The sequence below is a fragment of the Hyphomicrobium sp. LHD-15 genome (assembly GCF_031157355.1).
Classification (GTDB): domain Bacteria; phylum Pseudomonadota; class Alphaproteobacteria; order Rhizobiales; family Hyphomicrobiaceae; genus Hyphomicrobium_C.
This window is the reverse complement of sequence record NZ_JAVIFT010000001.1, coordinates 107,699-120,704: the sequence shown is the minus strand read 5'-3', so window position 1 is coordinate 120,704 and position 13,006 is coordinate 107,699. Positions and strand designations below refer to the sequence as shown.

Genomic DNA, 13,006 nt, shown 5'->3' with positions numbered 1-13,006 from the left:
GCCGCGCCCTATCCCTCGATCTCGCTGCGCAGAATTTCAAGCTCCAGCCACCGCTCCTCGGCAGCCGCGAGATTGCTCTCGACCTCGGACAGAGTCTCCGAGATATCCGCGAACCGCTTACGATCGCGCGTATAGAGATCGGGATCATCGAGTAACCGCGAAAGCGCGGTCTTCTTCGCTTCCAATGCGGCGATCTCGCCCGGCAGAGTTTCGAGCGCGTGCTTGTCCTTGAAAGAAAGCCGCTTGCGCTGGGCTTGCGAGCCTGCATCCGTCGCAGCGGAGGGCGCCTTCGCGTCACCCGCGTCTGCCGGAGACGGCTTCGCAAGCTTCGTGTCCCGCTTCTTGAGCTCGGCCCCGCGCTGGGTCAGCATGTCCTGATATCCGCCGGGATACTCGGTCCAGCGGCCGTCGCCTTCCGGCACGATCACGCTCGTCACGACGCGATCCAGGAAGTCGCGATCGTGGCTGATCAGAATGACGGTTCCCTTGTAATCCGCGAGCACGTCTTCCAGAACGTCGAGCGTTTCGAGGTCGAGATCGTTAGTGGGCTCGTCGAGGACGAGCAGGTTCGACGGTTTCGCCAGCGCACGCGCCAGCATCAGCCGTCCGCGCTCGCCGCCTGACAGCGCGCTGATCGGCGTGCGCCGCTGTTCGGGCGCGAACAGAAAGTCGCGCATGTAGGCGACGACATGCTTCGTCTCGCCGCCGATCGTCACCGTATCGCCGCGCCCGCGCGTCAGAGCCTCGGAAAGCGTCCAGCTCGGATCGAGGCTTTCACGGCCCTGATCGAGCGTCGCGGCTTCGATGCTGGTTCCCATGCGAATATCGCCGGCGTCCGCCGGCAGCACGCCCGTGAGCAGCGAGACCAATGTCGTCTTGCCGGATCCGTTCGGCCCCACGATGCCGAGCCTGTCGCCGCGCATCAGCCGCAGCGAGAGATCGCGCACGATCGCCTGCTCCCCGAACGACTTCGAGATCCCTTTGGCCTCGATGACGAGCGTGCTCGACGTTTCGGCTTCCGCCACCGACAGCGTGGCCTTGCCTTGCACGGCCCGATAGTCGCGCCGCGTCTGGCGCAGCTTTGCCAGCTCCGCCATGCGCCGCACGTTGCGCTTGCGCCGGCCGGTCACGCCGCCGTGCACCCAATGGGTCTCGGCCACGATCTTGCGATCTATCTTGTGCTGTTGTGTTTCCTCGTCGGCGAGCTGTTGATCGCGCCAGTCCTCGAACTGGCTGAACGGCAGGTCGACGCGTCTGGCCTGGCCGCGGTCGAGCCACACCGTGGTGCGGGACAGCTTTTCGAGGAAGCGCCGGTCGTGGCTGATCAGCACGAGCGCCGCGCGCGACTGCTGAAGCCTCGCTTCGAGCCATTCGATGGCCGGGAGATCGAGGTGGTTGGTCGGCTCGTCGAGCAGCAGGATTTCGGGATCGGGCGCCAGCACGTGGGCAAGTGCTGCGCGTCGCGCTTCACCGCCGGAAAGATGCGCGGGATCTTCGCTGCCGTTGAGGCCGAGCTGTTCGAGCAGATAACGCGCCTGATGCGGATCGTCGCTCGCGCCGAGGCCTGCTTCCACATAGGCGAGCGTCGTCGGGTAGCGAGAAAGGTCGGGCTCCTGTTGCAGATAGCGAACCAGCGCTCCCGGCTGCACGAAGCGCGTGCCGCGATCGGCATCGATGGAGCCGGCGGCGATGCGAAGCAGCGTTGATTTCCCAGATCCGTTGCGGCCCACGAGGCAGATGCGCTCCCCCGCGCCCACGGCGAGGTCCACGCCATCGAGCAGGCCGGTGCCGCCGAAGGTGAGGGCGATGTCGGAGAGTTGGATGAGGGGGGCGGCCATGAGGTTCCGGGAGAATACATTGCAGGAGCGCCCGGCGAAGCCGGCGCTATCGGGTCGAAGCGCGTCTATACAAGGTTCCCGCGCCTCTGTTCCAGCAGTTTGAGCCGGAGGCGGGGCAAGGCGCTATTTCGCCTGCATCATCGCATTGATGGCGTCGAACGTGGTGCGCCCGAAAGTCCCGTCGTAGGGCCCGCTGTAATAGCCGCCCTCGGCGAGGCGCTGCTGCAGCGCCTTGCGGAACTCGCGGGTCCAGGCTCGGCTGTTCTGCAGCATCTGCTGCTGGGTGAACTGGTAGCGCAATTCGAGCGCCCGATAGATGTAGCTCGCCGCCATCTGCGGATCGCGGCCGAGGCCGAGCCCCTTGTCGTACAGAACGGCCAGGTTGTGAACGGCGAGGAGCTGGCCGCGCTTGGCGCCCTCGCCATACCAGGCGGCTGCCGTCGCGTAGTTCTTCTCGACGCCCCGTCCGGTGGAGTACATGGTCCCGAGCGCGGCCATGCCTTCGGGGTCGCCCGCGTCGGCGGCCTTCTTGTACCATTGCGCGGCCTGGAAGTTGTCGGCTTCGAGCCCGTTGCCGCCCTCGAACATCAGACCGACGGCCACCATCGCAGGCGGATAGTTGCTCTCCGCCGCACGCTTGAACATGTTGACCGCTTCGAGCGGATCGCGGATCACGCCCTCGCCGTCGCGATACATGCGCCCGAGCCGGAACAGCGCCGCGACGTTGCCCGCTTCGGCGGATTTGCGGATCCAGCGCTGGGCTTCGGCCAAGTCCTTCGCCGTGCCCTGGCCGGAGGCGAGCGCATCGCCGTAGAGCAGCATGCCGTTCGTGCTGCCCGCGAGCGCCGCCTTCTTGTACCAGGAGACCGCTTCGGAGGCGTCGCGTCCGACACCCGTGCCGTTGGTGTAAAGGCGAGCCAGAAACATCATCGCCGGCGTACTGCCGCGCTCTCCCAGTTGGCGGAGCGCCTGCAGATACGAGTTGCCGTCTTCGCCGATGCGCCACACGGTGAGCGTGCCCTGCGTATCGGGCTTGCGCGCCTGGATCGCCGCGACGAAGGCGGTTGTGTCCGCGACCGGCTCGCCATCGAGCGCCAGAACGAAATCGCCGAACCGCAAGCCGGCTTCGGCGGCCGGGCCGCCCGGTGTCGCGTCGACCACGAACACCGCACCCGTCTGAGCGAGGCCGAGCGTCGCCGCGAGCGCCGTATCGCTCACGCCATCGAGACGCACGCCGACATACGACAGCGGCTCGTGACCCGGCCAAGCCCGAAACTTGATCGGCACCTGAATGGACTGCCCGCTGAGCTGCAGATCCGCGCCGGGAGCCGCACCTTCTGGCATGGGAAGATCGGGCGCGGAGGGAGCTTGCGTGCCCTCCTGAGATCCGGCAGACGGCGGCAGCAGCCGGATGATGTCCCGATCGTCGGGCTCGTCCGCCACGCGGATGACCGATGTGCGCTGTGAGCCGGCCGTCTTCAGCCCGGTGTCGAACGGCGCAGCGAAGCAATGAGCAACAGGCGCGGCAACACAACAGAGCGCCGCCGCCAGCATCCGGTTGGCCGCTCCGCTACCCCGGCTAGATCGGAACGAGCCTAGAATTGCCATATCACCACGACGGAAGAGAGAGCTAGGCTGAAGCGGGTTTCCATTCTCCCGGAGCCGTCTGGCAGAAGATGGCGGTGTTGGCGCTCTTCTCGTCAGCGGTCTCCTGGCCCTTCTTCTTGCGAAGTTCGAGCTCGGTCGTCACCTTGCGGCACTGGGTATCGGGAGGAATGGCGTTGATGCGCACGACCTCTTCGTCAGCGACCGGCTTGGCGGCGGGTGCCGCCGTGGTCGCGGCCGCTGCTCCGGCCGGTGGGGTGGTCTGCGGTCCTGCATCCGTCGCCTTCGAAGTGTCGGAAGCCAAGTTGGTGCCGGGAGTATTGCCGGCCTTGCTGTCGGGTTTCACGACCGTGTCCGCCACCATCAGGATTGCGGGATCGTTCTTGAGGTCGGAGGCCTTCTGCATCGGCTCGGCGACGATCGTCACCTGCTTCTTGCCGTCCTTCGAGGTGTAGGTGTCGGTGACGCGCTGCTCGGGATCCTTGGCGACGACGGTCTTGGCGCGCTGCGCAACTTCGCGCCGCTCGCTCTTCGACAAGTGATTGAAGATCACGGTGCCGATTGCCACCGCCGCGACCACGCCGAACGCGGAACGGAACGGCCCGCCGAACACGACCAGTGGAACGCCGACGCCGGCAACACCGACCCCGACGCCCGGAACGATGCGGGTCGGCGCGCGCACGACCTTCTTGAAAGCCCGTTTGATACCGAACTGCGCCACGGCGGGCGGGGGAAGGGTGGTCAGAAGCATCGAGGCCGCAACAACCGCCGAAGTCGTACGAGCGAGCATGTCCGTCTCCCAAGAGGCGTCCGGAATAGCGGGGGCTTTTTCCGGAAAGAAGCACAACTGATCAAAAAGCCAGGGTGTTTGGCATTTTCAAGGAATATCGGGAGCATCCCGGTAATTTTTCTGCAAGTCTAGGCTCACGCCATGATGAAACGGCGGACGCGGATCATCCACTGCTTCATCTTGGCAAAAGGCCCGTAAACCGTCGGAGGATGCCACCGATCCGGCAAAAGAGTATCCGATCGGCCGCTGATCGGGGAGAGAGAAACGAGGGCTCGCTTAATCTTGGCCTTGTCCGCCAACATCCCGGATTTGCTGTAGCTTCAACCCCAAGCGCCGCGCCGCCGATAGATCTGGATGCTGATCGGGGGTTGCGCTAGGTGTAGCCCATCAGGGGCAGCATCGCTGGGCGGATCATGCCGTTAGAGAACCGAAGAACGCGCGGCGGCGTTGTTCTGCGCGCCCTTGCCCTGTCGGCCGTGGCGATCGTCGTGGCCGGATTGGCGCCGCTCGCATCGCGCGCCTTCGATGCGCATCGCGTCGAGCCGAGCGTCTACAAGATCTACACTTTCATTCCCGAGAAGAACCAGTTCACGGTGTCGTCCGGCACCGGCTTCCTGATCTCAGGCCGCCGTTACGTCATGACCAACTTCCACGTCGTGGAAAATGGCGCTCGCTTCTACATCGCCTTCCGGGATGGACGCGAAGCCAAGCTCGTCGAGGCCAAGCGCGCCGATGCGCGGCCGAACATCGACCTCGCGTTGCTCGAGGCGCGCGAGGATTTGCCTGGCGAGCCGCTGATACTCGGCGAATATGAGCCGGAGAAACTCGCCGAGGTCGTGGCGATCGGATACCCCGGCGCCGCCAATCTCAACAAGGAGCTGGTGCCGGGGCCCGATGCGCGCGGCGTGCCGCTGACCGATCTCGAGTCGACCATCACCACCGGCGTCGTGTCGCGCATGACCTTCACCAATCTGAAGGTCAGCGAAACCCAGGTCTTGAGTGCGCGTACGGTTCAGCACAATTCGGCGATCAATCCGGGCAACAGCGGCGGCCCCCTGTTCGACGCTTGCGGACTCGTTGTCGGCATCAACACCTTGCAGGGGCTCAACTCGCAAGGATTGTTCTTCTCGATCCACGCCAACGAGGTCGGGCGCTTCTTGCGTGAAGGCCAGATTGCCTTCGCTTCGAGCAGCCGGCCGTGCTCCGGCGGACCGGGCAGCGTTCTTCCGCTTCTGGTGGCGATGACCGCGGTGCTGGCCCTCGCGGCCGCAGTCTACGCCATCCGCAAACAAGGCACGGCGCCTTTGCGGGCCGCTTTGCCGGAGGTAATCAGCCGGCACATTCCGCTGATTGGCCCGCAGACTGGCGGGGCCGGGGAAAAGAAGATCAGCGTCAGGCGGCTTCTGCCATTACGGGACAACGCCTCGGCGGCGGGCCTGCTGGTGCTGCGGCCGCTGGAAAGCGGCGAGACCATCCGCCTCGACGAAACCGGACGCGCCGTCACCATCGGGCGTGGCCCCGGAACCGATATCGTCGTCGCGAGCGATACGGTTTCCAAGCTGCACGCGCGCCTTGCCTACGATCGCAAGGCGCAGCGGATCCACGTCACCGATCTCAATTCGTCGAACGGCACTTACCTTGATGGCGTGTGGATCCGCGAAGCCGATGCCGCTGCGGGTTCGGTTCTGCGCTTTGGCACGGTCGACTATGAGCTGTTGCTCGAAAAGCCCGCCGCAAAAAGCGCGCCTGAAGCCGCTGCTGCGGCGCACGGAATGGGCTGGATGCTGTCGGGCTTCGATCCATCGGGGCGGGCGCTCCAGTTCGAGCTGCGTCCCGTGATCGATCCACAGTCCGGCAGGGAGCTACCCGCGACGTGGACATTCGGCCGCGATCCCGGGCGCGCGAGCTTTGTCATCGACGACGGCAGCGTTTCGGCGTTGCACGCTCAGCTCATGTTCAATCCAGGCGAAGCCCTGATGCTGCGCGACATCAACTCGATGAACGGCACCAAGCTCGACGGAGAGAGCATCGGAAAACGCACCGTGACGATCACGGGAGCCGGCAATCAGATCACGTTCGGTCTTGCGACGCTGCGGTTGTCGCGCCTCTGAAGATAGCGCGTTCTAGACCATGATCGCTTCGGACCCTATCAGTCCGAAGCGTGAATCATCGGTCTCATCAAGAACCTAGAGCGGGATTGCGATCCAAGGAAAAGCAATCACGCTCTAAGCGGATTTTCCGCCGCGCGAGATCAGTGCCGAAAGAAGGCCCGTTACTTTGCGGCGCGCACCGACCGGCAGCGTATCGAGCCCGCGTTTGAGCGCACGACGGGAGCCGAGATAGAGCGTCGAATACGTGCGGCCGATCAGCGAGAGCGGCATCGCCCAATCGCGCACCACCACCGCGTCGTCGGCCCATTCAAGCTTGTAGCCGTCGCCGGGCGCCAGGAGATCGTAGACGGTCATGCCGTCAGCCATCGCGCTCCGGATGCTGTCTTCCATCAGCAAAGCGCCCGCCGCCGTTTTCTCGAATTCGAGATCGTAGGCGATGATATGAATGGCGGAGCGGCCCTTGCAGCGAACGCCGATCTCGAACGCGACCGGACGCCCACCCGACGACAGCGTCATGACGTGGCATCCAGCGGGACGAGCATCAGCACGGGCCACGTCGGCGAAAAAGCGCTCGGTCCTCGGGTCGACGAGAGCCGGTGAAACGATCCCGCGCTGGCGCAGCCACGCCATCTTGCAGGTGAAGACCTCGGCCACACGCGCTGCGGCCTCCGCGCCATTCGAAAGAAATTGAAGCGCGATCCCTCCGCGCTCGTCGAGCCGGCGCCGCTGCCGTTTTCTGTTGCGTCGCGCGCCGCTGGAATAGCGCGTCTCGTACTCCGCGAACGTCGGCGCGCTCTTGAGATCGAGGAACGGCGCGGTGAGTTCCTGGATGATCGCCGCGCCCTTCTCCTCGAGCAGCGGCGCGATGGCGGAATCCTGGCGCACCTTCCTCAGTTGCAGCACGCTGGCGCCGGTCCGGCGCGTGACGAAATCCCATGCGGCGCGAAGCAGCGCGGGGCTGTCCGCGACGTCGTCGATCAGCAGGTCGCCATACTGGCTTACGGGCTCGCCCATCCAGCTGAGCCGCTTGATTGGACCCACGCGTTCGGAAACGAGCGGCCACACCATCACGAGGCGTCCGCCGATCCGCGCGGTCACGATCGCGAGGCGAGGGCCGGCCGCATCGGCCGCCGGCAGGAAATGATTGGACCAGTGCCAGAGCCAGTTGAAGGTCTGGAACAGATGAATGTCACGGCCGGCACGCGCGAAAAGATCGTTCCAATCGGCTTCGAGCGCTTCGAAGCCTGCGCGCGTGGTCACGAGGTCGAACGAGGCTTGGTCTGGCGCGGCCTGTCTCGCCGCATCCGCGGCCACTGTCGGCAACTGAAGGGAGACCGCAGTCGTGTCCCGCGAGAGCCGTTCGCTCTGGCGGTTCATGAGAACCGATGTTGCTGACATGGGCAACGATCCCTTACGCAAGACGAGAGCCTAATCGTCCGAGATGCGAATGTCCCGCCGGAGGCAGGTCCAAGGAAAGCGCTCGCATCGAGGACGTGAATCAGACTCTCAAACAAAGACTTAGAGCGCGTTCACTCGGGAAGTTTTACTTAATCGAGAGTGAACGTGCTCTCGCCGGCATCCCAAAACGGGATGCGAACCAGACCAGCGTGGATCGTCTCACGAAAAGGATAACGCTTTGGTGCGAACGCTGCCCAAAATGGCTGTATCAGCACGACAAAAGTGGGCCTAGACCATGATCGCTTCAGGCCCTACCAGCCTTAAGCGTGAATCATCGGTCTCACTAAAAACCACCATGGTTGCTTCAGGCCCACGCGCTCCGATCGCCGCGGCTCCTATCGGGCGCGGCGTGAATCGGCAGCGCAGGAAATGCCTGAAGCGTGAATTATCGATCTCTAGGCGTGCGCGATCTCGACCAGGGCGAGAACGAACAGCAGCACGACCAGAGCGGAGAGGGTGAAGGTGCCGCGCCGCGTCGACGCCCCGCCCCCGAAAAGGCCGGCAAGCGCGATCGCGGCAGCACTCAGAATATTGATGACGATCAGCCCGGCGAGGCCGAGACCTCGCGAGCCCTCCCAGGCGCCTTCGATGAAAGTAGCGGCCGAGAGCCCGATCAGCACCGCACCCAGCAGGCGCGGCCAAAATCCGCTCGCTGGGGTGGGCAGTCCGAGAAGCCTGAGGGTCGCGAGCGGGGCCAGCACAAGGATGGCGCCACCTGTCAGCTTGAGAAGCGTTTCGAACCAGAGAAGCTGCTGCACGAACGAAGCCAGATCACGGTTGGCGCCAAATCACCTGTTGGCGGAAGTGAGCCGGAAAAGAAGACCGGCGTGAAGGTCCGGCGACACGAAAGCGCGAGAGGGGGAGTGATTATCCGCCCGCCTTTTCCTGCTGCTTCTGCCACCAATCGCCCGATCCGAAGTTGTCCTCCTGCTGCGAGCCGCCGCTGAACAGGCCACCGAAGAAACCTCCGTCGTCATCTTCCTGCTTCTTCGCGACAGGCTGGGGAGGCGGTTCGAAATCGCCCGCGAGCAGGCGATTGAGATCGGCTTTGATGATCCGGGTCTTTTGGTCGGAGCAATAGTTGGCTTCGCCCGCGGCGGCCTTCGCGATGCCGTTGTGGGCGACGTCGTAGACTTTCTCGATCTGGGCCATCTGGTCGGGCGTGGTGCCGACACTGACCTCGTGGGCGAGGAAAGATGACCGGAGACGCGCTTCGTCGAAATTATAGCCGCATTTTTTGGCGCGCGCCGAAACGCTGCCGGCCTGGAATGCCCTTGAGGTTGGCGTAGAGGCGGCCGGCAAAGCCGCAGCGGCCTCGACAGCCGGAGGCGTCGGCGCGGAACCGAGAATGGACGAGGTCGACACGCCGTTGCCGCTGGACGAGCAGCCCGCAATGGCGACGGCAACGATCAAGGTGGGAATGGCAGCGCGATGCATCGACGGTGACCTCAAAGCTGCACAAATTCAGCGCAGATTTGCGCCGTTTTTGAGATGAGGTCAATCCGCCGGGCGCGGCAAGATTGTGTGCGAATCAGCACAATTTTGGACGCCAGCGTGTACAACTCGGCAACACGCAGATTCAAGGCACAACGGGACCTTGAAAACACCGGTGAAACTCAGCCTAAACAGGCCTATGAGGGAGGTTAAGAAGGGGCTCCAAAAGCCCGGCCAAAGGGCTTTCTCGCAATCCAACCCTCCAAAATGAGTCCGAATCCCGGCTTGCGGCGAGGCTGGAGCCCTCAGCGCATCAGCTCGCGCATGGCCGAATCGAGCCCGCTGAGCGTCATCGGGTACATGCGCCCCTCCATCAGACGGCGCACCATCCCGATCGACGGTGTGTAGCCCCAATGCGTCTCGGGCACCGGATTGAGCCAAACCGCATGCGCGTAAATTCCGGTCACGCGCTGCAGCCATGTCGCGCCGGCTTCCGGGTTCATGTGCTCCACGGCTCCGCCGACATGCGAGATCTCGTAGGGGCTCATCGAAGCGTCGCCGATGAAAATCACCTTGTAGTCGGCCGGATAGGTGTTGAGCACCTGCCAGGTCGGCGTCGTCTCCGTCCAGCGCCGCGCGTTATCGCGCCAGACGCCTTCATAGAGGCAGTTGTGGAAGTAATAGTATTCGAGATGCTTGAACTCGGTACGCGCGGCCGAGAACAACTCCTCGGCGGTTTTTACGTGCCAGTCCATCGATCCGCCGACATCGAAGAACATCAGCACCTTCACCGCGTTTCGCCGGGTGGGGCGTAGCGCGAGGTCGAGATAGCCTTTGCGCGCGGTTCCACGAACGGTCTGGTCGAGATCCAGTTCGTCCGCCGCACCCTCACGCGCGAAGCGGCGCAGGCGCCTCAGCGCCACTTTGATGTTGCGGACACCAAGCTCGACGTCGCCCGCAAGATCCTTGAACTCGCGCTTGTCCCAAACCTTGATCGCGCGTTGGTGCCGGCTTTCCTTCTGCCCGATCCGGATGCCGGCAGGATTGTAACCGTATGCACCGAACGGCGATGTGCCGCCGGTGCCGATCCACTTGTTACCGCCCTGATGGCGCTCCTTTTGCTCAGCGAGTCTCTGGGCCAGTGTCTCCATGATCTTTTCCCAGCCGCCGAGTTCCTCGATCTTGGCTTTCTCTTCGTCGGTGAGATAGAGCGAAGAAACGGCGCGCAGCCACTCTTCGGGTATTTCGGCCGTAGCGGCCTCGCCCACCAGATCGAGCCCTTTGAAAACGTGCCCGAACACCTGATCGAAGCGGTCGAGAAAGCGCTCGTCCTTAACCAGCGCAGCACGCGAGAGATAATAGAAATCTTCGACGCGCTGCCCGGCCGCTTCCGCGTCGAGCGCCTGAAGCAGCGTGAGATACTCTTTGAGCGTCACCGGGATCTTGGCATCCCTCAGCTCTTTGAAAAACGTTGCGAACATACGCCTCGTCCTCTGTGTTCCTCATCGCGTAACGCGAATAGCGGAAACGGGCAAGGCGACAAAAACAAAGAAGCCGCCCGGAGGGCGGCTTCCTGTTTGACTTGGCGTTATCAGCTTCGATTAGAAGTTGATGAGGGCGCCGAAGGTCACTTCGCTCAGGTCTTCGTAGCTGTTGACGTTGTCTTCGAACTCATAGTTGCGATACTTGAGCCAGAGAGACATTGCAGCAGCGTCGACTTCCTGGACGGCACCGAGGCCCCACCACTTGAACTCGCTGTCGAACGAGTCGTCCTTGTCGCTGTTCATGTACTCACCGTACAGAACCGTTGCGCCGAGGTGGTTCCAGTTGCGACGGAGACCAGCCTTGAAGTACCAAGTGTCGCCGTCGGTATCGGCCACATGATCATCAAGCTCGCCGTAGTTGATCAAGCCGAAGATGCCAGTGCCGATGTGCTGAATGTAGAGGCCAGCCTGCGTGTAGTCGCTGTCGCCGAACGACGAGCTAACAGTGCCAGTGCTTTCAGCATAAACAACCGTCGCAGCAACCTTGAAGCCGTGGAGTTCGCCAGCGTAGCGCAGGCCGATATCCCAGGCATCATCATCACCCCACGATGCCGAGGCGCTGAAGCCAGCGAACACCGGAGAGTCGTAGCGGACCGAGTTCACGGGAACGCCGTAGCAGTCGCCAGGGATACAAGCGCCAGCGCCGCCCCAGGTGAAAGCAGCGTCCGGATCCGTAGAGCCAAGAACGCCACCGGGTGTCCGGTCAGCCTGAACGAAGCCGCGACCACCAACGCCCTTGGCGCGGATGCCGAAGCTGAGAACGTCGAAGGCCACCCAGTTGGCGGGAACGAGCGAGCCCGATCCGTCGACGAGGATTGCTGCGTTGTCAGCAACCATCGACTGAAGACCGACGCCGACCTTACCGAAGGTGTCGCTCTTGATGAACCAGTAGGACTGGAGCGTCTGAGCGTAGTTGGCGGTGCCTGCAAAGAGGCCCGGACCATTCGGACGATCCTGGTTGGTCGTCAGCGCATCCGAACCATCCATTTCAAGATGGAGAACGTAACCGGCGGTCCAGCCGGGGACGATCGTGGCCTGGCCGGTGAACTTTACGTTCGAGCCGAGCGTGGTGCCGGTGCCAGTGACGTAAGAGTTCGACTCGACGCCGTCATCCCACCAGGTCACCTGCTCGGCGACCCAACCGGAAACCGTCAGCGAAACCTTACGGTTGCCCTTACGGGCCGTGGTTGCCTCGAGTTCGGCGACGCGCTCCTCGAGGTCCGCGCAGCAGTTGCCCCCAAGGTCAGCTGCATTTGCGCTCGTAGCGAGACCACCTGCGAGCAGGCCGGCCGCCGCCAGGGCGCTTAGGCTATATTTATTCATAGACCTTCTCCCAATCTGCGTTGGTAATCGAGATGGCGGACGCCCTTACTCGGAAAAATACGCAAACTAGGCCGCACTCTGCGATGTTGACGGCGCTGAAGTTTCCTTCGGAACCGCCGCTGGAGCCGAAAGTCTGTGATTCTCACCTGCGCAACAATCGAGCAATGCGATTTTGTCCCTGACTACTCTGCAACTGTGGCTCGTGAGACACGAAGAGATCGGCAGAGGGCGGAAAATCAGGGGGTTGCTTAGGAAGGCGGTAAGGCCTGTGGCGGTGCGCGGCGGTGGACGAATTGGGGATATCAGGGCTTTTCACGTCAGGTCACGGCTTCGCGCTATCCGGATTTTGAACGGCGGAATTGATCATTAGGTCGATTCGAGATCGAGACTATGACGGAGCCGGAGCTGTCCCTGGGGCGATATTCGATTGCCTTCGCGACGGGCAATTCGGTCTTGAAATCCCCTAAATTGGGCACTTCGAGGCATCAGTGCCTGAGCGGCGGGCATTGAACGTGCACGTCTCAATCGGTCACGCATCGGCATCGAACCGTGCGCGCAACTGAGGTGCATTTAAGAAGACGCATCCTCAAGGAGCCAGGACGCATTCCATCGTGGAATCTGGGAGCGACAAGATCTCGAACCAGACGCAACGCTGCTGACCCACCGTGATCGGCCGCTCTCACTCTATATAGATGAAGAGTCCAAATGCGCCGCGCGCAGTCCTGATCACAGCGCCGGTTTGGTGGAATGCCGTGACGGCCTCTCTCCTCGGCGCGCACTATATAAATACGTGGCGGGCTCTATCTAAGAGAGCCGCTGTGCCGCGAGAGAGTCGAGAGGCTCCTGCGTCAGTCACAGAAAGAGCCTTGAGCATTGCGAGGAAGCCGCGGACCGCGCGCTCCC

Annotated in this window: 9 protein-coding genes; 1 reads left to right on the top strand and 8 read right to left on the bottom strand. The window is 63.1% G+C overall.

Features of this window, described 5'->3' with window-relative positions; all coding sequences use genetic code 11:
- Nucleotides 1–8: 8 nt before the first annotated feature.
- From RCO24_RS00510 to RCO24_RS00500, 3 genes are all read right to left on the bottom strand, one after another.
- Nucleotides 9–1,838 carry an ATP-binding cassette domain-containing protein gene (locus tag RCO24_RS00510; protein WP_308959396.1) on the bottom strand — a complete coding sequence of 610 codons (1,830 nt, stop codon included), beginning with the start codon at nucleotides 1,836–1,838 and terminating at the stop codon, nucleotides 9–11.
- A gap of 123 nt (nucleotides 1,839–1,961) precedes the next feature.
- The gene (locus RCO24_RS00505) at nucleotides 1,962–3,392 is read right to left on the bottom strand and encodes a PDZ domain-containing protein (RefSeq protein ID WP_308959395.1); all 1,431 of its coding nucleotides are present in this window, start codon (nucleotides 3,390–3,392) and stop codon (nucleotides 1,962–1,964) included.
- A 76-nt stretch (nucleotides 3,393–3,468) separates the two neighbouring features.
- Nucleotides 3,469–4,233 carry a hypothetical protein gene (locus RCO24_RS00500; protein WP_308959394.1) on the bottom strand — a complete coding sequence of 255 codons (765 nt, stop codon included), beginning with the start codon at nucleotides 4,231–4,233 and terminating at the stop codon, nucleotides 3,469–3,471.
- Between the two features lie 413 nt (nucleotides 4,234–4,646).
- Between RCO24_RS00500 and RCO24_RS00495 the strand changes: the two genes are divergently transcribed.
- Nucleotides 4,647–6,344, top strand: coding sequence for an FHA domain-containing protein (locus RCO24_RS00495; RefSeq protein ID WP_308959393.1), 1,698 nt, complete (start codon nucleotides 4,647–4,649; stop codon nucleotides 6,342–6,344).
- Between the two features lie 114 nt (nucleotides 6,345–6,458).
- On the opposite strand, the gene RCO24_RS00490 is transcribed toward RCO24_RS00495, so the two are convergent.
- From RCO24_RS00490 to RCO24_RS00470, 5 genes are all read right to left on the bottom strand, one after another.
- Nucleotides 6,459–7,742, bottom strand: coding sequence for a GNAT family N-acetyltransferase (locus RCO24_RS00490; RefSeq protein ID WP_308959392.1), 1,284 nt, complete (start codon nucleotides 7,740–7,742; stop codon nucleotides 6,459–6,461).
- Nucleotides 7,743–8,197: 455 nt separating this feature from the next.
- On the bottom strand, nucleotides 8,198–8,560 hold the full coding sequence (locus tag RCO24_RS00485) for an ABC transporter permease (RefSeq protein WP_308959391.1): 363 nt from the start codon (nucleotides 8,558–8,560) through the stop codon (nucleotides 8,198–8,200).
- 109 nt (nucleotides 8,561–8,669) lie between these two features.
- A complete protein-coding gene (locus RCO24_RS00480) occupies nucleotides 8,670–9,239 on the bottom strand; it encodes a hypothetical protein (RefSeq protein WP_308959390.1) in 570 nt (189 codons plus the stop codon).
- 302 nt (nucleotides 9,240–9,541) lie between these two features.
- Nucleotides 9,542–10,717 carry a VWA domain-containing protein gene (locus RCO24_RS00475; RefSeq protein WP_308959389.1) on the bottom strand — a complete coding sequence of 392 codons (1,176 nt, stop codon included), beginning with the start codon at nucleotides 10,715–10,717 and terminating at the stop codon, nucleotides 9,542–9,544.
- 120 nt (nucleotides 10,718–10,837) lie between these two features.
- Nucleotides 10,838–12,103 (bottom strand): porin, encoded by a 1,266-nt coding sequence (locus tag RCO24_RS00470; RefSeq protein WP_308959388.1) that lies wholly within the window; start codon nucleotides 12,101–12,103, stop codon nucleotides 10,838–10,840.
- Nucleotides 12,104–13,006 lie beyond the last annotated feature (903 nt).

Excerpts from the sequence above, each read along its gene's own strand:
- RCO24_RS00505 (WP_308959395.1), bottom strand. The coding sequence starts at position 3,392 with ATGCTGGCGGCGGCGCTCTGTTGTGTTGCCGCGCCTGTTGCTCATTGC.
- RCO24_RS00480 (WP_308959390.1), bottom strand. The coding sequence starts at position 9,239 with ATGCATCGCGCTGCCATTCCCACCTTGATCGTTGCCGTCGCCATTGCG.
- RCO24_RS00470 (WP_308959388.1), bottom strand. The coding sequence starts at position 12,103 with ATGAATAAATATAGCCTAAGCGCCCTGGCGGCGGCCGGCCTGCTCGCA.
- RCO24_RS00475 (WP_308959389.1), bottom strand. The coding sequence starts at position 10,717 with ATGTTCGCAACGTTTTTCAAAGAGCTGAGGGATGCCAAGATCCCGGTG.
- RCO24_RS00500 (WP_308959394.1), bottom strand. The coding sequence starts at position 4,233 with ATGCTCGCTCGTACGACTTCGGCGGTTGTTGCGGCCTCGATGCTTCTG.
- RCO24_RS00490 (WP_308959392.1), bottom strand. The coding sequence starts at position 7,742 with ATGTCAGCAACATCGGTTCTCATGAACCGCCAGAGCGAACGGCTCTCG.
- RCO24_RS00510 (WP_308959396.1), bottom strand. The coding sequence starts at position 1,838 with ATGGCCGCCCCCCTCATCCAACTCTCCGACATCGCCCTCACCTTCGGC.
- RCO24_RS00495 (WP_308959393.1), top strand. The coding sequence starts at position 4,647 with ATGCCGTTAGAGAACCGAAGAACGCGCGGCGGCGTTGTTCTGCGCGCC.